This window comes from Amycolatopsis pithecellobii, assembly GCF_009707865.1.
Classification (GTDB): Bacteria; Actinomycetota; Actinomycetes; order Mycobacteriales; family Pseudonocardiaceae; genus Amycolatopsis_E; species Amycolatopsis_E pithecellobii.
In genome coordinates this window covers 106286-127563 of sequence record NZ_WMBA01000014.1, presented here as the reverse complement: position 1 = coordinate 127563, position 21278 = coordinate 106286, and the positions used below count along the sequence as shown (strand labels likewise).

Sequence of the window (21278 nt, the reverse complement as noted above, 5' to 3'; positions counted from 1 at the left end):
GGGTGGGCCCGGGGACGAGAATCCTCGTGTCCGGGGCCTCGAGCGGACTGGGCTCGACGACTGCGCTGCTCGCCAAGCACCTCGGCGCCACGGTCGTCGTCACGTCCCGCGATGAGGGAAAGCGTGCTCGCCTCCGCGAGCTGGGGCTCGACCACGTCCTCGACCCGCAGTCTTCTGCCTATGCCGAGGAAGTGCTGGCCGCGTTCGACGGAGCACAGGCCGAAGTCATCGTCGACAACCTGGGCGTGGACAACCAGTGGTCCACGAATCTGGAGCTGCTGGGCCCAGGTGGCGCCGTGGTGTCGTCCGGAAGTCTCCAGGGCGAATCGGTTCCGGTGGATCTCCGGCAGCTGTATCTGAAGTCCCAACGAATCATCGGCGTGCGGTCCGGCAATCTCGCCGCCCTCGACCGTGTGTGGAGTGAAGTGCGGAAGGGATTCCGCGTTGCGCCGGACCGTCTGTTCGCTCTGGAGAATATTGCCGACGCTCACGCCCACATCGAATCCGAGAAGAACGCCGGACGCGTCGTTGTGGCCATTTCATGAAAGTTCCTGGTACCCATTGACAAAGGAGTCCTCACGGTGCATGCGAACGACCTCCCTCCAACTGGTTCGACGTTTCTCATCCGGGGCGGATGCGTTCTCACGCTGGATCCTGGCCTCGGCGATTTCGAGAGTGCCAACGTTCTCGTCCGGGACGGAAAGATCGTGGACGTCGGCCCGGACGTCGAAGCTCCGGGCGTGCCGGAGATCGATGCCCGCAATACCATCGTCCTTCCCGGGTTCGTGGACACGCACCGCCACCTGTGGCAGGGAATTCTCCGGAACAGCGTGCCCGACGCGGATCTTGCCGAATATATGAGCACCGTCCACAATGTACTGGCCGCGAACTTCCAACCGGAGGACGTGTACGCCGGCAACTACATCAGCGCCCTCGGCGCACTCAACTCGGGCGTGACAACGATCCTGGACTGGTCGCAGGTCCAGAACACGCCACAGCACTCCGACGCGGCTGTCGACGCATTGACCGCTGCCGGCATCCGCGCCGTCTTCGCGTTCGGTCCTGCCGCCGGTGAAGCGGGAGTGCTGCCCGACGACGCGCGGAATATTGCCGGCCGCCGATTCGCCAGCAGCGATTCGCTGGTCACGCTGGCCCTCGCCGCGGCAGGTCCCGAAGTGCTGCCCGCCGACGTCGCGGCTCACGACTGGAGACTGGCCAAGGAACTCGATGTCCGGGTCGCGGTACACGTCGGTGTCTCCCAGTACGGCCAGCACCGGCACCTGGAGCAGTTCCTCCTGGACAATCCGGTGGGCGACCGCACCCTTTTCATCCATGGGAACACCCTGTGCGACACCGAGTGGCAGCTGATCGCGGATTCCGGAGGGGCGGTTTCGATCTCCAGTGCCATCGAGATGCAGATGGGGCACGGCACTCCGCCGATCCAGAGGGCACTGGACCGAGGTCTGGTGCCGAGCCTGAGCGTCGATGTCGAGGTCAGTATCGCGGGTGACTTCTTCACCCAGATGAGGTCGGCATTCGCCGCTCAGCGGGTGAACGCGAACGAGTTGATGCTCCGCGGGGAGACGGCGCCGGCCCTGCTGCGATCGCACGACGTCGTGAACTTCGCAACGCTGGCAGGTGCGTCCGCGACCGGACTGGCGGACCGGACGGGCTCGATCGCCGTCGGGAAACAAGCTGACCTGATCCTGCTACGCACCGATCTGATCAACGTGGCACCGGTCAACGATGCTTACGGCGCGATCGTCACCGCCATGGACACAAGCAACGTCGACACGGTGATGGTCGCCGGGAAGATCAGAAAATGGCGTGGAAAACTGGTTGATGTCGATATCGAGAAAGTATGCTCCGAGGCACGAGACGCGCGCGAGCGCGTGGTCCGCAGGAGCGGAGGAAAGACGAGCCTGCTCACCGGCGTGTTAGCCGAGCCGGCCCGTATCTGAGCTCTGGAGCCGAAAAACATGACCATGAACGCCTCTATTTCCCGCGTCGGGCGGACTCCGCTGACGCCCTTGGCCTTTCTGGAACGTTCGGCGAACGTCTATCCGGACAAGACCGCGATCGTCTACGGCGACCGCACCTGGACGTATGCGGAGTTCGCCGCGGAGGCGACCCGGGTGGCGCACGGTCTGCGCGGATTCGGTGTCGAGCGCGGGGACAGGGTGGCATACCTGCTGCCCAACCTGCCCGAGATGCTGGTGGCGCACTTCGCCGTGCCGCTGGCCGGGGCGATCCTGGTCGCGATCAACACCCGGCTGTCCACCGAGGAGATCCGCTACATCCTCGACCACTCGGGCGCGACGGTGCTCGTGGTCGACGCCGCGCTGTACCCGCAGGTCGAGCCCGTCGCCCGGGAGTTGCAGACCGTCGAGGAGATCATCACGGTGATCGACCCGGCGAACCCGGGCGACGGCACCGGCTCCGGCGTGCGCTACGACGACCTGCTCGCCCGCGGCTCGGACGACCCGCTGCCATGGGAGGTCGCCGACGAGGACTCGACGATCTCGATCAACTACACCTCCGGCACCACCGGCCGGCCCAAGGGCGTGCAGTACTCGCATCGTGGCGCGTACCTGAATTCCTTCGGCGAGATCGTGCACTCGGCGCACACGCCGGACAGCGTCTACCTCTGGACGCTGCCGATGTTCCACTGCAACGGCTGGTGCACCCCGTGGGCGCTCACCGGCATCGGCGGCACCCACATCTGCCTGCGCGAGGTCCGCGGTGACCGGATCTGGCAGCTGATCACCGAACACCGGGTCACCCACCTCAACGGCGCACCCACCGTCGTCACCACGATCATGCGCGCGGAACAGGCGGCAAAGCTGGACTACCAGCTCGTCGTCACCACCGCCGGCGCCCCGCCGAGCCCCACCACCATCCTGCAGATGGCGGAAATGGGCTTCCGGATCGTGCACGTCTACGGGCTCACCGAGACCTACGGGCCCTATTCGGTCAACCAGCACCAGCGCGCGTGGGACGAACTCGGCCCCGGGGAGCGTGCCCGGCTGCAGGCCCGCCAGGGCGTCGGGATGCTGCAGACCGACCGCCTCCGCGTGGTGGACAAGGACATGCGTGACGTGCCGCGGGACGGGCGGACGATGGGCGAGATCGTCATGCGCGGCAACAACGTGATGACCGGGTACTACAAGGACCCGGCCGGCACCGAGAAGGCGTTCGAGGGCGGCTGGTTCCACTCCGGCGACCTGGGTGTGATGCACCCCGACGGCTACGTGGAACTGCGCGACCGTGCCAAGGACATCGTCATCTCCGGCGGAGAGAACATCTCCACGGTCGAGGTCGAGCAGGCTGTCGTCTCCCATCCGGCGGTCCTGGAGGTCGCGGTGGTCGGCGTGCCCGACGAAAAGTGGGGCGAGCGACCGAAGGCGTTCGTCGTGCTTGCGCCGGGCGGCGAGGCCACACCCGAGGAACTGATCGAGCACGTGAAGTCGAAGATCGCGCGCTACAAAGCCCCTCGGGACGTCGAGATCATCGAAGAGCTGCCCAAGACGTCCACCGGCAAGATTCAGAAGTTCGAGCTCCGCGGACGGTCGTGATTTCGAGCGTGTGAGGTACGACCGTTGTGCCCGTCAGCGGCCTGGGAGAATCGTCGTCCCGGGCGCTGACGGCGGTGCCCCACGCGTCGGCGGGAAGGACGTCGAGCCTTCCTCCTGGATACCGGCGTCCAGGCGGAACAGGGTCATGGCCATCCCTTGCTCTGTTCGGCAACCGCACGTTCCTGGGCTCATTTGCCGGCACACATTGTTTGCGGGGCCGAAGGCGACCGAAACCTTCCTGCTGCACAGCGTACGAATCGGCCGAAATTGTTGGTACTGATTCGAGGAGAATATCGAATCCTTGCGCTGCTCCCTCGTCGTCTGCTACCGCAGGCGGGACCCGTCATTGTCGCCTGTTCCGCCGCGCAGAGTTTTCGGTCGAATGAACATAATATTGCCTGGCTTTGTTTCGACGGTGCTTGACTGCAATCGACCAATGTCGTCGAACAGCGAGAGGTCCATATGCGCGCGTACTCAGCTGGATCCGCTCGAGTACTCATCGTCGGGGCAGGCGTCATCGGGCTGACCACGGCACTCTGCGCCAGGAGGAGAGGCTATGACGTGATCGTGCTCGCCGACAGATTCGCGCCGCATGTCACGTCGAACGTGGCAGGGGCGTTGTGGGAGTGGCCGCCCGCGGTGTGCGGGCAGCATCGTGACCAGGTTTCGCTCGCGCGGTCGAAAGACTGGGCGGCCCGTTCGTACGACGTGTTCCGCCAGATGGCGGACGATCCGGCCACCGGAGTGCACCTGCGTACGGCGAACTTCTACTTCCGGACGCCGGTCGAGCACGACCCGGACGAGTACCGCAAGATGACCGAGCTGCGTGAACGAGTCGAAGACTTCCGCCACGACGAAAGGCTGATCAAGGAGAACGGAGTCTCGACCGACGCGGGCGTGGTCGACGCCTACTGCCATCTGGCGCCGATGGTGGACACCGACAAGTACCTGGAATGGCTGATGGATGCGGTGCTCGACGCGGGGTGCGTGGTGCGCCCCGGGCGCGTCTCCGGGCGTCTGGCGGACCAGGAAACCCAGCTGCGCGAGGCTTACGGGGCCACGGCGATCGTGAACTGCTCCGGGCTCGGCTCTGTTGAGCTCGCCGACGACGACATGACCCCGTTACGGGGCGCGGTGGTTCACGCCTACCGCGACCACAGGGTGACCGAGGCGCACTGCCTTTCGTTCGACGAGGCAGTGGAGGGGCAGAACATGGTCTTCATCGTGCCGCGCGGCCACGATCGGCTGGTGCTGGGCGGTCTGGTCGAGGCAGGCGAATGGTCAACAGACCTGACAATGGCGTCCTATCCGCCGATCGCCGCGATGCTGCGCCGATGCCAGGAATTCCTGCCGGTCCTGCGCGATCTGCGGCTGGTCGAGGGTAACCCGGTGCGTGTCGGGCTGCGACCGTACCGGCAGCGCAACGTCCGGCTGGAATGCGAGCCGGGCACCAGGATCGTCCACAACACCGGCCACGGCGGCTCCGGATTCACCTTTTCCTGGGGGTGCGCCGAGGAGGCGGTCGACCTCCTTACTGGGCTCGTTGCCTGACCAGCTTCGGGTGGGGCGTGGCTGCATTCGCAGGAGGATCCATCGACGCACCAGGGGAGCACAAGTGAGCACGGACACCGAGTTGGCACGCGCGATCACGTCGGTGCGACCGGATGGTGCCGCACGACAGGCCGCACGCGCGGGGTTGCTCGACTTCATCGCCGTTGCGCTCGGTGGCGCGGCGGACTCGGGCGTGACCGCCGTCCGGCACGCTCTCGGCGCGGACGACGGTGGACCTTCGGTAGTCGTCGGTTCGGCCGCGGGTGCGCGGCCGGCCGATGCCGCGGTGATCAACGGGTATCTCGGCCACGCATTGGACTTCGACGACTACCACACCGACATGCGCGGTCACCCCAGTTCGGTCATCCTGCCTGCCCTGCTGGGCGTTGCAACGGAAAGCACGGAAGCGAACGCCTTCCTGGACGCTTACATCGTCGGCGTGGAGGTTGCGGCGAGACTGGGTAACGCCACCGGAACGCGCCATTATCCGCGGGGTTGCCACTCGACCTCCACACTCGGCACGATCGCGGCGTCGGCCGCCGTCGCACGGCTACGCGGTCTCACACCAGGGCGGACCACGGTGGCTCTGGGTATCGCCGCGACACAGGCCGCAGGCCTGCGGGCACAGTTCGGTTCGCAAGTCAAACCCTTGCATGCGGGGCTCGCCGCGCGTGCGGGCCTGCAGGCAGCGGAATTCAGCGCTGCCGGTCTTGACGGAAACACCGACGTGCTCGACTCGCAGACCGGATTCTTCGCCGTGTTCGGCTTCGACGCACAAGATCCGTCGCGGCTGCTCGACGGCTGGGGCAAGACCTGGCGCATTGTCGCTCCCGGCCTGGTGTTCAAACGCTTTCCCACCTGCGGCGGTACACACCAGGCAGCGGAAGCTGCGCTGGCACTGCATAGTGGGCTGCCACCGCGCACGGTCGACGATATCGCCGAGATCGTGGTGTCGTTCCCGCCCGGTGCGGATACCGCGCCGGCCATTCGGAACCCGGCCACCGGCGTCGAGGCGCGGTTCAGCCTGGAATACGTCATCGCCGCCGCGTTGATCGACGGTTCACTGCACCTGACCCGGTTTGGCGAAGGACCGGTCGATGGCCGTATCGCCGCCCTTGCGACCAAAGTCCGCCGCTCGCCGGATAACAGCGTGCCGCCGGACCATGAGCGGCCCGGCGACCGGTTCGCCGAGGTCACGCTGAAGTTCGCCGACGGGCAGGTGCACGCACAGCGGCGCAACCGGGAGCAGACGTTCTCCGTATCGGTCGATCAATCCACGAAATTCGCCGAACTCACCGGCCACGCCCCCGAACTGACCGGCATTCCGGCGCTGATCCGTGGTCTGGACGCCGGTGGCGACCTGGCGGCGTTGCTCACGGCCCTCAGGCAGGACCGCGTTCCGGCCTGAGGGCACTCAGCTACTGGTCTTTTCCCGTTGACGGATCGACCGGAAATTGCCCATGCCGAGCGTACAGATCAGGCCCAGCAGTGTGAGGCCGAGCCACGGCACCGCGGACATTCGCGCGGACCAGGCGAGATTCAGGATCGTCCCGGTGAACAGGTTCCCGGCCAGAATCCCGACTCCCGTGATCGTGCTGGACAAGCCGTAGTGTGTCGCGACCAGCCTGTCGTCGGCCAGTGCCACCACGGCGTCCATTTCGAACGGGAACGCCACCATCGTGCCCAGTCCCAGCAGTACCGCGGAAGCGAGCAGCGGGGCGAACCGCCACGGACTCGTCGAACCGACCGGTAGGGCCAACGGCAGAAACGCCAGGGCAAGTATCAACGCTCCGACCGCGAGGGAGCGAACCTCGCCGAGATGTCGCCGGCAGAAGCGGACCAGCCGGAGTTGGCCGACGATCGCCATGACGCCGGTGGTCGCGAACAGCACGGTGATCATGACCGTGCCGCCCGCACGGTGCGTCGTCTCCAGCGGCAGCGCCAGGTAGATCTGGAAAGACAGGACGTATACGCCGGTCATCACGAGTGCGAACCGGATGAGCCTGCGATTCCCCAGCACCTCACGCAGGTCGTGAAGGAGGTGGCCGCCTTGCCGCGAGGTCTGCTGAACGGGCAGGGCACGGATCTGAACCGCCGTCAGGATCGCGAATACCGAAGCCGACACCAGGCAGGTGAGCCGGAAGTCGATCCCGGTCAGTGCGAGCCCGATCAGCGGTCCGACCAGGATCCCGGTGCGGTTGCACACATTCGACAGGGCAAACGCCTCCAGCCGGCGCGGCCCCGCCGCCTCCGCCAGCCCGATCCGGACCGCGGGGAGGAACAGTGCACCGGCGAAGCCGGTGGCCGCCGAGGCGATGATCAGCGCCGGAAGGCTGGTGACGACGCCTAAGAGGGCGAAGCCCAGGACACGCAGTGCACACCCGGCGATGATCGGCGCGCGGTAGCCAAAGCGGTCGGTGATCGTGCCGCCGACCAGGTACATGCCCTGCTGGCTGAAGTTGCGCAATCCCAGGACGAGCCCGACTCCCCAGCTTGCCAGCGCGACCGTGCCGGAGAGATATACCGCCAGGTATGGCATGAGCATGTAGAACGCGGCATTGATGGTGAACTGGTTGACCAGGAGCAGCCGGACGTTTCGGTCGAACGAGGTGAACCGTTTGACAAGTCCGGTCTCGTCGGCCGGCGTCACCACGGGGAGGTCTTTTGCAGCCAGGACGTCGCTGCCTCGACGGCCCGCCGGGTGAGCTGCGGGGACCTGCCGAGGTGGCTCATGGGGTCGAAGACGTGATCGAGTTCGACGGGATCGAGCAGACCGGCCAGGGTGGGGTCGTCGGCAAGCTGTGCGCGAACGGAGCGGCCGTCGGCGTGGGCGCGCTGCACGAGGTCGTACACCCGTTCGTATGCGGTTTGCCTGCCCAGCTTGCGTGCCAGGGCGAGCATCAGCCGTTCGGTGGCCAACTGGTCGCCGGCACGGCGGACGTTGGCGGCCAGCCTGTGGGTGTCGACCCGGAGCCCGTCGAGGACACCCGCCGTGAGTGTCGCGGCAGCCAGGCAATAATGAGCGGCGTCCGCTACGCACGCCCATTCGACACGTAGCGCACGGGCATCGCGCTCGCCGTCGCCGGTCATGGCCATCAGGGCCGGGGCGACCAGCCCCGCGCACAGCCGTGCGAGTGCGACGACCTGCTCGCACCGTTCGGGATTGCGTTTGTGCGGCATGGTGCTGCTGCCGATTTCGCCGTGCTGCCAGGCTTCTTCGACCTCGGCGAATTCGGGCCGGGACAAGAGCCGGATCTCGTCGGCGATCCGGGCCAGGGTGGCGGCGATCATCGCGAGGGTCGAGACGTACTCGGCGACGCGATCCCGGGCGGTGTGCCAACTGGAAGCCGGGACGCCAAGGCCGAGTCGCGCGGCGCACCCACTCAGCACCGCCGGGCCGTGCTCGCCGAAACCCGCCATCGTGCCGACCGCGCCGAACATCTGCACGGTCAGCACCCGGGGGCGCATCGTCGCGACCCGCTCGGCATGGCGCAGGATCTCGTCGATCCAGCCCGCCAGTTTGACCCCGAACCCCATCGGCAGCGCGGGTTGCGCGTGGGTCCGGCCGAGGGACAGCGCGTCACCGTGTCGTTCGGCGAGCCGGACCAGAGACGTGACGATCGACCGCAGAAGCTGGTCGAGTTCGTCGAGAACATCACGGATCTCCAGAGACTGAGCGGTATCTTGGATGTCCTGGGTGGTTGCGCCGTAGTGCAGGTATTCACCCGAATCGTCCGGAGTGACGCGCCGCAAGGCGCGAAGCAGCCCGATGAGGGAGTGGCCGGAGCGGAGGGCGTCCTCGCGGACGGCGTCGAGGTCCAGTAATTCCACCCGTGCGGACGCCTCGATGTCCTTGGCGGCCTTGGCCGGCAGAATTCCGAGTTCACCCTGGGTCATGGCGAGCGCCGCTTCGACGTCCAGCCAACGCTGGTAACGGCAGACATCGCAGAAGATCCGTTTGCTCGCCGCGGTCGCATAAGAATGACCGTGGAAAATCGAATCGGTGATGTGGCTCCGCTCATGCCTGCACGCCGCCGGGGCGTCGAACTCCATTGCCGATCCCCTCTTTCCCGAACATCAACACCAGAATGCTAATCAGCGCGGGCGTGGCGGAACATGGTTTGCGCATGAGGTGAAGTCGAATGGGCACTCATTGTCGACCCGAGGCTTCGTACCCACTGGTAACCAAAAAACTCCGCCACCCTCGTGGGGTGTTCTGCCGGTTCGAGGTCCTCGCGCCGGTCCAGCGTCACGAAAAAGGAAAGCATGCGCGGCCACCTCGCTCTGCCATCAAACGATCCCGCTCGCGTGTCCATGGCGATCGTGGGTGCGGGCCCTCGCGGGACGGGCGTGCTCAACCGGATCGGCGCGAACGCGACCGAAATACTGAACGGACGGCCGCTCACCGTCCATTTCGTGGACCCCTTTCCGCCGGGCCCCGGCAGGGTGTGGCGAAAGGCGCAATCTCCGTTGCTCCGGATGAACTCGCGCGCATACGACGTCACTATGCATGGCATGGCGAGCGCGAACGCACCAGTAGCCGATTTCAGTCTGCTGGAATGGGTCGAGGCGGTACGGAAGGGACAACTGAATGCCGACGTGGATGCTGCACTATTGCCCGAATTGGATGTAACGGATCCGGGTCATTTCGCCACCCGCCGGCTGCAAAGCGCGTATCTGACCTGGTATTTCAATGAGACCCTGAACAATGTGCCCCGTGGCGTCGATGTCCACATACATGCCGCCTCGGCCGTCGATGTCACCGGCGGCACGGACGGGCCACAAACGGTGTGGCTTGATTCCGGCTACGGCCCGCTCGTCGTCGATGCGGTGGTACTCACGCTGGGGCATCTGGAGGCCGGACCGGCTCCGCACGAGCGGGACCTGCTCGATTTCGCGGCCCGGCATGACTTGACCTACCTCCCGCCCGGCTACACCGCCGATCTGGACTTTTCCGGTTTCGGGCCGGGAGAGACAGTCCTGGTGCGTGGTTTCGGGCTGGCAGCCACGGACCTCATGGTGCTGTTGACAGAAGAACGGGGTGGAGTGTTCAGCGAGGAGGGTGACCGGCTGGTGTACCGGCCGTCGGGTGCCGAGCCCAAGCTCTATGTGGGTTCCCGGCGAGGCGTTCCACACCTGCCGAAGCCTGGCTACCGACTGCAGGGAAAGCCCGCGATCCTGCCGAGATTCTTCGGGCCGGGAGAGGTCAGCCGGCTGGCCGCGGCGGCGAAGCCGCTCGACTTCCGGGCCGACGTGTGGCCGCTGGTGGCGAAGGAGATCGGCTGGGGCTATTACCACGAACTGTTCACCGGCCACCCGGAGCGTGTCCGAATGGGCTTTGCCGAATTCGCCCACCACTATGCGGTGAGTGGCACTGGTGACGAGCTGAGTGAGCTGGAGGCACGGGCCGTGCCTGCGGTGGCCGACCGGCTCGATCTGGCTGTCGCCGACCGCCCGCTGGGGAGCCTGCGGTTCACCGGCGCGGCCGAGTTCACCGACCACCTGCAGGAGCATTTGCACGAGATCCTGCGCCGACGCACGGACACCGCGTTCAGCGCGGAACTCGGCGCCGTCAACGCGGTCCGGTCGGCAGGGCACATGCTCGCGCGGCTGGTGGCGACCGGCAGGATGGCCGCCGGCTCGCAGATCCACGACATCGACGGATGGTGGTCGGGATTCAGCAACTATTTCACCTCGGGGCCACCGCCGAGCCGGGTTAGTGAGCTGATAGCGCTTTCCCGTGCCGGCGTGGTCTCCTTCCTGGGGCCGGGAATGTGGGTCCGGACGGACGAGCGGCGCAGACAATTCTTGGCCGGTGGCGAAAGTCACCCCACAGTGGTCGTCGCGAGCTGTCTCGTCGAGGCCAGACTGCCGGTACCGGATCTGACCCGCACGGCCAGTCCGTTGCTTCGTGCACTCCACGCACGCGGTGAGGTTACGGAGGAAACCCTGGGGGACGGCGCCGCTCCGACGGGAAGGGTGCTGACCACTCCCACGCATCGAATCGTCGGCAGGACCGGTATTCCCCACCCACGCCGGTTCGCCCTCGGCCCGTATACCAGCGCGAGGACACCGAGTCTGTTCGTCAGGCCGGTGGGCGTCGCGTTCGGCGAGAACGCCACTATGGCCAGGGAAATACTGCGCACTCTCTCAGGGGTGAAGAGTCCCTGATGTCGACGCCGCCGGATTCACCGATGAGTAGCCAGCACTGCCGCGAGGCCTTCTTGCAGGTCTTTGACGAAATACCCGGGAATCTCCAGCGACGGGAAATGGCCGCCGGTTTCCGGCGAGTGCCATCGGACGATTTGCCGGTATCGCTCCTGTGCCCAGGGGCGCGGACACTTCTCGATGTCGCGGGGATACGTAGTGATTGCCGAGGGAACGTCGACCCGAAGTTCCGGGTCCAGCGAGTTGTGGCTTTCGTAGTAAATGCGGGCCGACGATGCGCCGGTCCGCGTCAGCCAATACAGGGTGACGTCGTCAAGAACGCGATCTCGGGAAATCGTCTCGAACGGGCTGTCTTCGGTGTCTGACCATTCGGCGAACTTGTCGAGGATCCAGGCAAGAAGCCCGACCGGTGAGTCGACGAGCGAGTAGCCGATGGTCTGCGGTCGGGTCGCCTGCTGTTTCGCGTACGCCCCGTGGGGGCCCTCGTAGAAGTCGCGGGTCTCCTCGGTCCACTCACGCTCGAGGGCCGTCAGCCCGTCCGTTGTCAACCCGGGCGGTCCCTCCGCGAACGTGGTGTGGATGCCGAGAACGTGCGCCGGGAACCTGCCGCCGAGAACCGTGGTGATATTGCCTCCCCAGTCGCCGCCGTGGGCGGCGAACTTGCGGTAGCCGAGCCTCCCCATCAGTTCCACCCATGCGGCCGCGATCTTTTCGGTTCCCCACCCGGTGGTGGCCGGCTTGTCGCTGTAACCAAAGCCTGGCAGCGACGGGACCACGACGTGGAACGCCGGCGCGTCCGCGTCTTCCGGATCTGCCAGCTCGTCCACTACATCGATGAACTCGGCAATGCTGCCTGGCCAGCCGTGCGTCAAGATCAGCGGAGTGGCATCTGCGCGCGCGGACCGGCGGTGCAGGAAGTGGATTCCCAGATCATCAATGGTCGTGCGGAACTGGCCGATACGGTTGAGGCGCTCTTCGAACGACCGCCAGTCGTACCCGGTGCGCCAGTAGTTCACGACGTCGACGAGGTCGGCGAGAGGAACGCCCTGTGCCCATCGGCGAGGGTCGGGCGCGGCGCGATAGACCGTCTCGGCCTCCGGTAGCCGCGCCGCGGCCAGTCGCGCGCGCAGATCGTCGAGGTCAGCGTCAGTTGCGTGGGCTTCGAATGCTTGCACGTCGCTGGTGAGACGGGGCATGAGACCTCCTGGCCATCGCGGAACCGGCTAAGACGGTTCTAGAGACTGTTTCGAACGTGGTTTGCGTAGCGGTGCGGGTAGCGGAACCTCAGGCGGCCCCTCGCTCCGGGATCGCCTCCTCATGTATGCCGATACACCACGTCGGCGCTGTCCTCGCGAGGAACCACCTGAGAATTCGGCAGCAGCGTGCCAGTTGACGGCCCACAGCAAGCGGCTCCGCCGCTTATGAACCACGACCTAGCAGGTCTTCATGCCAGGTAGGTCCGGGAGGAATCAGGTTTCCCGCGAAGGGCGAATCGCGGCCCTGACCCCGCCGTCGACCAGAAGGTCTGTGCCCGTAATGAAAGACGCGCGGCTGGACACCAGAAATTCGATGGCGTCCGCCGTTTCGACCATGGTGCCTTCCCGTCCCAGCGGGGTGCGCTCGAGCAACTTCAGTTTCGAGTCGCGGCCCTCTCCGGTGAATTCCAGCGCGCCCATCGGGGTGGCGATCATTCCCGGAGACATCGATACGATCCTCGCGCCGCGTTGGCCCCAGGCCCAGGCGCGTCGCTCGCACATCCGATTGAGGGCCAACTTGGCCAGCGAATAGGCCATTGCCGGTGTGTGCTCGGCCACGAGATTTTCCAGAGCCTCGAGGAAGCCGGGCGCGAGCGGATCGTCCAGCACGGCCATGGCCTCCGCGCCGGGGTCGCCTATCAGGTGGGCGGCGACGGAGGAGACGAACACCGCCGCGGTGGCCGGTTGCGCACGGGGGAGCAGTGCGCGTTCCACATACGCCGCGCCGATCAGGTTGAGCGTCAGAATTTCCCGCCACGACCCCATGCTCGGCGACATGGCCGCGACATGGGCGACCGCGCGGCACGGACCGGTTTCGGCGACGGTCTCGGCGAGGCGGTCGACGGAAGCGGAGTCGGTGATGTCGCACTGGTGGCTCCGCGCGTCGTATCCATCGTCACGCATGGCGGCGGCCCGCTCCGCGACCCGCTCGGCGTTGAGGTCCACGAGCAGGACCCGGTAGTGATTGCCGAGCCGCCGGGCGATCGACATGCCCATGCCGCCTGCCCCGATCACCACGGCAACGGGCAGGTCCGGCCGTTCGCTTGTTCCTGTTCTCATGGAGGTGTTCCCCGTTCGGTCGATGACAGAGATTCCGCGTTCGGTTCAGTCCGCGCCGAGCACCACGGCGCCCGCCGCGCTGAACATGCCGCCGACGCCCAGCACGAGGCTTGTCCTCGCGCCATGGACCTGTGCCGGCGCGGTTCCGCGCAATTGCCGGACTCCCTCTTGGAGGGCGAACATGCCGTACATGCCGGTATGCGCATAAAGCAGGCCACCGCCATTGGTGTTGAGCGGCAGTTTTCCGCCGGGGATCGTCGCCCCGCTCCTGATGAAATCCACGGCTTCGCCCGGCTTGACGAAGCCCATGTCCTCCAGGCCGTAGAGCGGCAGATGGGCGAAGGCGTCGTAGATCATCAGATGATCGACAGTCTCATGGGTGATCTGTGCTGTCCGCATCGCTTCCCTGGACGCCTCCCGGAAGGCGCGAAAAGTGGTGAGATCCTCCATGAAGATGGCGCCCGGCCCTTCACCGCTTTCGCCTGAGCCCAGCACTGTCACGGGACGGTGTTTCAGGTCCATGTCCGCCGCGCGCTCCCGGGTGGTGAGCACGAGCGCCGCGCCGCCGTCGTTGACGGGACAGCAGTGAAGGCGATGGAACGGCCAGGCGATGAGCGGCGAGGCCAGCACGTCCTCGACGGTCAGCAACTCCGGCCGGAACGCGCGTGGATTGCGGTTCGCCCAACGCGACTGCGCTACGGGCACCTCGGCCAGGTCCTCGGGCTTGAGCCCGTGCTTGTGAAGATAAGCCACGACCGGCAGCGTGAAGCGCGAATAGGTCCCGACCACCCCATAGGGCATTTCGAACTGCGTTCCCGGGCTCGTGGGGTCCATGACGTAGGGCGGCCCGAGGCGCGACCGGCCCGACTCGCCGTGGGCAACGACGACGACATTCGCCTGGCCCGTCCTGAGCGCCGCCGCGGCATGCCTGACCTGAAGCAGGTAGGAGCAGCCGCCCACGTTGGTGCCATCCAGCCAGCGCGGACGCACGCCCAGCATGAAGGCGACGTCGGTAGGCGGAAGCACCGCCGCGACGCCGTCCGCGTCGGCGGCGGAAAGGCCCGCGTCGGCGAGCGCCAGGACAGCGGACTCGCAGGCCAGCGACATGGCCGTCATATCGGGGACGGTCCCCAGGCGCGACGACTCCTGCGCGCCGACGATGACGACGTCCTGCCCACCGCCGCTCATATCCGGCTCCCCACCAGGCGGAACTGCGGGATGGCGACATCTCCCCGCTGCTCGAAGGTCAGCTCCAGTGGCGCGCCGATGGGGAGTCCGGCCGGTTCGGGCGAGGTGCCGGGCAGATTCGTGAGCATGTGCGGCCCCTCCTCGAGTGCCACGATCGCGACGATGTATGGCCCTTCCTCGAATCCGGGGGCGGGGCGATGGACGATGACATAGGACGCCAAACTGGCCCGGCCGCTCGCCCTTTCCCAGGAAACCGGGCCGCCGGTGAAGGGCGACGAGGCGCGCGGGGGAAAGAACACCCGGCCCGTCTGAACGCACTTGGGCAGCCATAGCTCGCCAAGTCGCGCTTTGTCCCAGAAAGTCTGTGTCTCGGGCGTCGGTTCGGGAATGAATCGTTCAGCCATGCTGGCCCCGCAAGGGGCGCACGAACGAGCGGATGTCTTCGGTGATCAGTTCCGGTTCTTCGGCGGCCGCGAAATGGCCTCCGCTGGGGAACAGGGTCCACTGGCGCAGATCGCTGTGTGCGGCGACCAGCGAGCGCGGCCGGTACATCAGATCCTTGGGGAGCGCGGCAACGGCGGTCGGCACGCTGATTTCGGGCTTGACGTCGTTGGCCAGGCTCATGGGCAGGTGGAACCGTGACGCTTGGCAGAACAGTTCCGACCCGGCAAAACTGTTGGTGAACCAGTACAGCGAAAAATGCGTGAGGAGCGTGTCCTTGTCGAACTTGGTCTCCACGTCTCCGTGGCAATCGCTCCACGCTCGGCGGCGCTGCAGTAGCCACGCTGCCTGCCCCACGGGACTGTCATGCAGCGCCCAGGCGAGAGTCTGCGGGTCGAAGGCATTGATCAACACATGGTTGAACGCCCCCGGGCCCCTTTCCTGGCCCGCGATGATGGCCCGCTCTTCCGGAGTGAGATCGGCGGGGTCGAAGGCATCATGGGATACCCCGGGCAGAATCGGGAAGCTCAGATGGACGCCGATCATCGATTCCGGATGCGCGTGTCCAAGCCGTGCGCTCACGAACGCGCCCGCGTCGCCGCCGTGCGTGACGAACCGCTCGTAGCCGAGTTCCCGCATCAGCTTTACCCACAGAGCGGCTGTTTCGACATAGCCGATGCCGTTCCTGGGCAACGGCCCGGAGAAGGTGAAGCCCGGCAGCGAGGGGACGATGACGTCAAAGGCGTCCCCGGGATCGCCGCCATGTGCGGCAGGATCGGCGAGCGCCATGATGACGTCCTTGAAGTCCCAGAACGTCCAGGGCCATCCGTGGTTGAGCACGATGGGAACGGGGTCGGGCCCTTTGCCGCGCACCTGGAGAAAATGAATCGGCACTCCGTCGATCTCGGTGCGGAACTGCGGGAACTCGTTGATCCGCGCCTCCTGCGCACGCCAGTCGAAGTCGTCCTGCCAATAGGCCATCAATTCACGCAGGTAGGTGCCGTTGACTCCGTAGGACCAGTCCTCGTTGTCAAGCTCGGGCGCCCAGCGTGTGTGGGCCAGGCGGGAGCGAAGCGCGTCGATCTCACTATCCGGAACATGAACCCTGAATGGGTCGATCTTCATTGTCCTTTTCCTTTTGATCACGCCGGCGAGTCGACTGCCGAGATCGGCAGAATTCCCTCGTCCATCGGTACGGCAAGCGCGTTGGTGAGCCTGCCCGCCATTCCGTAGAGGCCGGCGAGTACGGTGAGGTCGAGCACCTCGACCGGGGTGAAATGCGCCGAGACGCGAGCCCATATTTCGTCGTCCACGGAATTATTTTCGAAAGCCATGGCGTATTCCATCGCGCACCTCTCCCGCGCCGCGAAACCTTCGAGCCGGCCGTCGCGTACGTCGCGCGCCTCCGCGATGGAGACGTTGACCTTTCCGTAGACCGCCGCCGTCGTCGCGATCCGGAAGTGCTGCCCCCATTCGACATCCGACCGAAGTTCGGCGCTGATGCGCAGGATGGCCAGCTCACGCAAACGCGGCTCGAGGTGCGATTCGAAGTGCACTCCTGAAGCAAGCGCCTTGAACGCGACACAGAGCTTCGGGTTGTGGTACAGGGCGCGCCCCAGGTTCGTTTGAAGCGCTGGTTCCAGTACTTCGTCCGGAATCTTGTCGACAAGGGTCATTCTGTTCATGTATTGCTCCTGTTTCAAAGGGATCCATGCCTGGCCCGTAGGGCCTTCTTGTCCGGCTTGCCGACGGCGGTGTTGGGGATCGCGGAGATGAACTCCACCCCTTTGGGCGCCTGGAAGCGTCCTTTTCGTTCGGCCACCAGAGCGATGAGTTCTTCGGCCGTGGCGGTCTGCCCCGGCTTCAGCACCACCAGAGCCTTGACCGCCTCACCCCATTTCGGATGTGGCACGCCGATGACCGCGGACTGAGCGACCGCGGGGTGGAGCGCCAGCGTGTCCTCGATCTCGCGAGGATAAATGTTGAAGCCTCCGGAAACGATCATGTCCTTCTTGCGATCCACGATGCGCAGGAAACCGTCGGCGTCGCGGATCGCCACGTCGCCCGTGTGCAGCCAGCCACCACTGAACACTTCGGCGTTCAGTTCCGGATTGTCGCGGTAACCGTCCATGACGATCGGTCCCCGGACGCAGATCTCCCCGGGCTCGCCCTCCGGCACCGGGCGGTTTTCGGAATCGAGGAGTTCGACCAGCAGCCAAGGCACCGGACGGCCGCAACTGCTCAGCCGTTCGAGATTGTTGACATCATGCTCCGCCTTCCGAAGCACCGTGACGGTCATCGGGGCTTCGGCCTGGCCGTAGAACTGGAAGAACACGGGACCGATCCGCTCGATGGCTTCCTTAAGCCGGACCGGTGACATCGCGGAGGCGCCGTAGAAGATCGTCTCCAGGCTCGAAAGATCGAATTCCTCGAAGCGGGGATGGTCCAGCAGCGCATAGATCATGGTGGGCACCAGCATCATGCAGTTGATCTGGTAGTCCTGGATCGCCTGCAGGACCGCCAGCGGGTCGAATCCCGGGTGGATCAGGATCGTGCCGTACTTCAGTAGCGTCGGCAGGAACATCGTGCCGCCCGCGTGACTGAGCGGCGCGCAGGACAGGACGCGCGGCGTTCGGGGCCATTCCCACTCCGCCAGCATGATGCTCCAGAGCGCCGCGCTGGTTGCGCGGCGAGATGCCATGCTCTTGGGCTTGCCCGTCGTTCCGCCGGAGTACGAGATTCGCTCGATGCCGGCGGGATCCAGCATCGGTGCCTTCAGCGGCTGCGGTCGCATCGAGCCCGCCAGGCTTCGAAGATCTTCGGCCAGTTCCGTCCACCCGAGCGCGACCAACTTCAGGCCCGGTACCGCTGCGGCAAGCTCGGCCGCGCGCGCATCGTAGGCCCCGCCCTCGAAGATCAGCCATTCGACCTCGGCGTCACCCACGATGTTCAAGTGGTCGGACCGTGACCCCATGGGATGCAAGGGAATGTAGACCCCACCCACGATCTGAGTGGCATGAGCCGCGTGCAGCACCTCCGGCAGGTTGCTGGAGACCAGCGCGACCCGCGTGCCCTCGCCGACGCCGAGGCCGGTCAGCGCCTGGACATACTGGGAAGTCGAGTCCCGCGTCTGTCCGACGGTCAATGTCTCACCGTCCGAGAGATGCAGCAGCGGACGGGACGAATTCTGGTTGAGCGCATTGACCAAGAAGTCCACTGTATTGAGCGGTCGACGAACGGAATCCTGCGTGTACATGCTGAAGGGAAACTCCTGTCCCTGAGGTTATGGAAGACGCCTACTTGTTGGCGGGGAAGACCGAACCAACAGAATCTGTTTCGGCGACCGCATTCTCGGCGCCGTTTCGCTTGTGTCCGATACGGTAGGCGAAGTAGGACACGATCACGCCGACGATGCCGGCCGCGCCGCCGCCGTACATCGCCAGGTTGTATGAACCCGTCAGATCGAAGGTGACCCCCCAAATCGGAGCGGCCACGGCACTACCGAGCGACAACACCGACAGCGAGGTGCCATAGACGAGCGGAAATCGTGCTTGGCCCACCGATCGCACGGTGATCAGCGGCAGGACGACGGTGGGCACCGAGATCGAAAGTGCCGTGATCGGGATCAGTGCGAAGAGAATCCCACCACCGAGCCGGCCGAAGAGCGCAACCGAAGGCAGACCCAGGACGAACAGGATCACGAGAGCCGTGTACAGCGCGATGACGCCGAGCCGGTCGTAGGAGTAACCGAGAATCGGCTTGGCGATCAGGGCGCTGAGGTTGTACATGGAAAAGAGGAGCCCGGCAGTCGTCGGAGCGATGCCGAGATTCGCGAAGACCGCCGGTTGCACGGATCCGAAGACCGACTCGAGTGAGAAGAGGAAGAACGCGAGACAGAGCAGGATGGTGACACCCACGAAGCCGGTCCTCAGCGCCTTCTTGTGCCGAGCCGTCTCCGCCCCGTCCAGGGGTTTCGCCGCGTTCTCGATTTTGGGTTCACGCACCAGGAAAACCGCGGGGAGGACCGCGAAGACCACAACGAATCCGGCCAGAGCGACGAACGCGCCGGTGAAGCCACCCGCGGCGACGATCGGCGGAAAGACGAGCCCCCAGAGGAACCCCCCGGTACCCCCTCCCATCGCGACGATGCCGACGACGGTGCCGCGGCGACGGTGTGTGTGCCAAGCCGTCGTCAGGTGCGTCGCCATCAGGAACGTGCAACCGGTCCAGGCGATCCCGAGCACCGCCGACCAGAGGTAGAACACGGAGATGGTGGGGGAAAGCGCCATACCCGTGTAGCTGACGGCGACCCCGATACTGCCGACGATCGAGACGATCCTCGCTCCGTGGCGCTTCACGAGGTTCCCGGTAAATGCGTACACGACGGCGGACGCGATCATGAAGATCGAGAACCACACGAGATACTGGCCGGCTCCGACACCGAACCGTTTCGTGCCGGGGACGACCGTGAAGCCTGTTCCGATCGCCGTGGAAACCGTAACCATCATTCCGAACGCCGCGATCGTCGCCATCAGACGATGCGCCTTGAACTGGCGATCCGGTGGAGTAGCCGGAGAGCTCACCTCTGGGGGTTCCGTCATGGGATCGTGCCCTTCTCGGTTTACAGCATCGACATTGACGCCACACGCGTACGCACCGAGCAGGGATGTTCCGGTATCCGGCCGCAGCGAGCACGTCGCGCTGACAACACAATGTCAGTCGCCAGTGCGCCCGGCATTGGCCAACTGTCCGAGGTCTTGTCCGCCGCGTAGGACACTTGGCGGGGCGACGACGCGCGGCCTCCGGCCGGAAGTAGCCGACGAACGGCACGGGCAAGGTTTACCGATCGAGCGCGCGATCCACGTCAGCCTTCGATGCCGACGGAATGGAGCCGATGATTTTCCTTCCAGAGGCGATACAGGCACACCGTGATGAAGAATTGCGCGCGCCGATTCGGCTCGGCAAGCGAGTAGCCGAGTTCGGCCTCCGCCTTTCGCACCCAGTAGGCGACGGAGTTGTGATGCAGGTAGAGCTGGTTGGCGGCCTTGCGCAGCGAACCCGTGATCGCGTAGGCATACAAGATCGGGAGAATCTGTTCCCCGTGCTGCTCGGCCAACATATCGAGAGTCCCGATCTCCGGCACGATTTCGATGTCTTCGTGGCTGAGGCGGCAGAGGGCGCTGAGCCCGGCGAGCCGGGAACCGTCGATCAACACGCCTTCGATGGGTTGGTACGGGCCCAGGTCATGCAACGAGGGCCTGCTGAACAGGTACGCGTCGTGAGCGTTGACGTACGCATCGTGGGTGCGTGCTGCCGGCACGACCTTGCTGTAGGCGACCCGCACGTCAACCGGGACTCCCGGTACCGCGAGATCGTCCGCGTCGTTCGCCACCAGCAGGAGGATCGTTTTCCCCTGGCGATTGGTGCGGGCGACGACCCGTCGTCGCTTGGCGATCGTGTCCGCGAGATGCTCGACGCCCGCACCGGGGCCATCGCACAGGACAACCCGGATCGCGGTGTCGCGGGCGATACCAAGTTGCGAGAGCGCCAGTTCCTGCGCGATCTCACTCGACGAGCGATCGACGAGCACGCTGATCGGCGAGGTCGTCGTATTGGTCAGGGACGCGCCCCAGCGCTCGATGATCGATACGGTCGCCGCCAGCCGGTCGAGAAAGTACTGGACCGCGGGTTCGGGAACGCGATCTACCCAAACCCATCCGCCGGTGCCCGGCACCCGGTGCGAGGACGCGGTGGGAGGTTGGGTGGCCGGCATCAGGGAACCGCGCTCGTTGCGGGCGACGCCTCGGCCATCTTCGGTGATCCTTCCCACCGCGGCACGCGTGAAGAACGCCGACCGCTCGATCAGGCGGTCGAGACTTGTTCCCTCGAAAAGCTGCGTGTCGAAGAAGCCAGTGATGACGGGCATGCTCAACTCTTCGAACGGTGCTGGAGTCTGGAAGGTCACGGCCGCATCCCTTCACTCGCCATCCGGTCGCTCGTCCCTGAGAAGGGAGTACGGAGCAGCATACGCACTCAGATG

Annotated in this window: 17 protein-coding genes; 6 read left to right on the top strand and 11 right to left on the bottom strand. The window is 65.6% G+C overall.

The window, feature by feature from the left end:
* From GKO32_RS12290 to GKO32_RS12270, 5 genes are all read left to right on the top strand, one after another.
* A partial coding sequence (locus tag GKO32_RS12290) for a quinone oxidoreductase family protein (protein ID WP_154756967.1) occupies positions 1–545 on the top strand: 545 nt, incomplete at its 5' end.
* A 36-nt stretch (positions 546–581) separates the two neighbouring features.
* On the top strand, positions 582–1961 hold the full coding sequence (locus tag GKO32_RS12285; RefSeq protein WP_166459510.1) for an amidohydrolase family protein: 1380 nt from the start codon (positions 582–584) through the stop codon (positions 1959–1961).
* Between the two features lie 18 nt (positions 1962–1979).
* Entirely contained in the window at positions 1980–3575 is a 1596-nt protein-coding gene (locus GKO32_RS12280; RefSeq protein WP_376765947.1) for an acyl--CoA ligase family protein, read from the top strand.
* A 462-nt stretch (positions 3576–4037) separates the two neighbouring features.
* Complete coding sequence (locus tag GKO32_RS12275) at positions 4038–5126, top strand: FAD-dependent oxidoreductase (RefSeq protein WP_154756965.1); 1089 nt, start codon at positions 4038–4040, stop codon at positions 5124–5126.
* A gap of 64 nt (positions 5127–5190) precedes the next feature.
* A complete protein-coding gene (locus GKO32_RS12270; protein WP_208024382.1) occupies positions 5191–6534 on the top strand; it encodes an MmgE/PrpD family protein in 1344 nt (447 codons plus the stop codon).
* Positions 6535–6540: 6 nt separating this feature from the next.
* On the opposite strand, the gene GKO32_RS12265 is transcribed toward GKO32_RS12270, so the two are convergent.
* Together GKO32_RS12265 and GKO32_RS12260 are read right to left on the bottom strand one after the other, a co-directional pair.
* Positions 6541–7779: an MFS transporter gene (locus GKO32_RS12265; protein WP_312867819.1), complete on the bottom strand. Its 1239-nt coding sequence runs from the start codon at positions 7777–7779 to the stop codon at positions 6541–6543.
* Positions 7773–9179, bottom strand: a complete 1407-nt coding sequence (locus GKO32_RS12260; protein WP_154756964.1) for a class-II fumarase/aspartase family protein — start codon at positions 9177–9179, stop codon at positions 7773–7775. Before GKO32_RS12260 ends, GKO32_RS12265 begins: the two co-directional genes overlap by 7 nt.
* A gap of 261 nt (positions 9180–9440) precedes the next feature.
* Here GKO32_RS12260 and GKO32_RS12255 point away from each other — a divergent pair, with 261 nt between their 5' ends.
* A complete protein-coding gene (locus tag GKO32_RS12255; protein WP_246243563.1) occupies positions 9441–11297 on the top strand; it encodes an FAD/NAD(P)-binding protein in 1857 nt (618 codons plus the stop codon).
* A 17-nt stretch (positions 11298–11314) separates the two neighbouring features.
* Here GKO32_RS12255 and GKO32_RS12250 read toward each other — a convergent pair whose 3' ends face one another.
* The 9 genes from GKO32_RS12250 to GKO32_RS12210 form a co-directional block, all read right to left on the bottom strand.
* Positions 11315–12490 carry an epoxide hydrolase family protein gene (locus GKO32_RS12250; RefSeq protein WP_154756962.1) on the bottom strand — a complete coding sequence of 392 codons (1176 nt, stop codon included), beginning with the start codon at positions 12488–12490 and terminating at the stop codon, positions 11315–11317.
* A gap of 273 nt (positions 12491–12763) precedes the next feature.
* Positions 12764–13609: an SDR family oxidoreductase gene (locus GKO32_RS12245; protein ID WP_154756961.1), complete on the bottom strand. Its 846-nt coding sequence runs from the start codon at positions 13607–13609 to the stop codon at positions 12764–12766.
* 45 nt (positions 13610–13654) lie between these two features.
* The gene (locus tag GKO32_RS12240; RefSeq protein WP_154756960.1) at positions 13655–14797 is read right to left on the bottom strand and encodes a thiolase C-terminal domain-containing protein; all 1143 of its coding nucleotides are present in this window, start codon (positions 14795–14797) and stop codon (positions 13655–13657) included.
* Positions 14794–15201: a Zn-ribbon domain-containing OB-fold protein gene (locus GKO32_RS12235; RefSeq protein WP_154756959.1), complete on the bottom strand. Its 408-nt coding sequence runs from the start codon at positions 15199–15201 to the stop codon at positions 14794–14796. Before GKO32_RS12235 ends, GKO32_RS12240 begins: the two co-directional genes overlap by 4 nt.
* Positions 15194–16363 (bottom strand): epoxide hydrolase family protein, encoded by a 1170-nt coding sequence (locus tag GKO32_RS12230; RefSeq protein WP_154756958.1) that lies wholly within the window; start codon positions 16361–16363, stop codon positions 15194–15196. The genes GKO32_RS12235 and GKO32_RS12230 overlap by 8 nt, the downstream gene beginning before the upstream one ends.
* 17 nt (positions 16364–16380) lie before the next feature.
* On the bottom strand, positions 16381–16923 hold the full coding sequence (locus GKO32_RS12225; protein WP_154756957.1) for a carboxymuconolactone decarboxylase family protein: 543 nt from the start codon (positions 16921–16923) through the stop codon (positions 16381–16383).
* A 14-nt stretch (positions 16924–16937) separates the two neighbouring features.
* Positions 16938–18494 (bottom strand): AMP-binding protein, encoded by a 1557-nt coding sequence (locus tag GKO32_RS12220; protein ID WP_154756956.1) that lies wholly within the window; start codon positions 18492–18494, stop codon positions 16938–16940.
* Positions 18495–18534: 40 nt separating this feature from the next.
* Positions 18535–19770, bottom strand: a complete 1236-nt coding sequence (locus GKO32_RS12215; RefSeq protein ID WP_166459509.1) for an MFS transporter — start codon at positions 19768–19770, stop codon at positions 18535–18537.
* A gap of 332 nt (positions 19771–20102) precedes the next feature.
* Positions 20103–21164 (bottom strand): helix-turn-helix domain-containing protein, encoded by a 1062-nt coding sequence (locus GKO32_RS12210; protein ID WP_154756954.1) that lies wholly within the window; start codon positions 21162–21164, stop codon positions 20103–20105.
* Positions 21165–21278: the final 114 nt, after the last annotated feature.

Bases quoted from the DNA above. Each gene is read 5' to 3' on its own strand.
- GKO32_RS12255 (WP_246243563.1), top strand. From the start codon at position 9,441: ATGGCGATCGTGGGTGCGGGCCCTCGCGGGACGGGCGTGCTCAACCGG.
- GKO32_RS12260 (WP_154756964.1), bottom strand. From the start codon at position 9,179: ATGGAGTTCGACGCCCCGGCGGCGTGCAGGCATGAGCGGAGCCACATC.
- GKO32_RS12210 (WP_154756954.1), bottom strand. From the start codon at position 21,164: ATGCCCGTCATCACTGGCTTCTTCGACACGCAGCTTTTCGAGGGAACA.
- GKO32_RS12235 (WP_154756959.1), bottom strand. From the start codon at position 15,201: ATGGCTGAACGATTCATTCCCGAACCGACGCCCGAGACACAGACTTTC.
- GKO32_RS12230 (WP_154756958.1), bottom strand. From the start codon at position 16,363: ATGAAGATCGACCCATTCAGGGTTCATGTTCCGGATAGTGAGATCGAC.
- GKO32_RS12220 (WP_154756956.1), bottom strand. From the start codon at position 18,494: ATGTACACGCAGGATTCCGTTCGTCGACCGCTCAATACAGTGGACTTC.
- GKO32_RS12275 (WP_154756965.1), top strand. From the start codon at position 4,038: ATGCGCGCGTACTCAGCTGGATCCGCTCGAGTACTCATCGTCGGGGCA.
- GKO32_RS12215 (WP_166459509.1), bottom strand. From the start codon at position 19,770: ATGGCGACGATCGCGGCGTTCGGAATGATGGTTACGGTTTCCACGGCG.
- GKO32_RS12225 (WP_154756957.1), bottom strand. From the start codon at position 16,923: ATGAACAGAATGACCCTTGTCGACAAGATTCCGGACGAAGTACTGGAA.
- GKO32_RS12245 (WP_154756961.1), bottom strand. From the start codon at position 13,609: ATGAGAACAGGAACAAGCGAACGGCCGGACCTGCCCGTTGCCGTGGTG.
- GKO32_RS12250 (WP_154756962.1), bottom strand. From the start codon at position 12,490: ATGCCCCGTCTCACCAGCGACGTGCAAGCATTCGAAGCCCACGCAACT.
- GKO32_RS12280 (WP_376765947.1), top strand. From the start codon at position 1,980: ATGACCATGAACGCCTCTATTTCCCGCGTCGGGCGGACTCCGCTGACG.
- GKO32_RS12240 (WP_154756960.1), bottom strand. From the start codon at position 14,797: ATGAGCGGCGGTGGGCAGGACGTCGTCATCGTCGGCGCGCAGGAGTCG.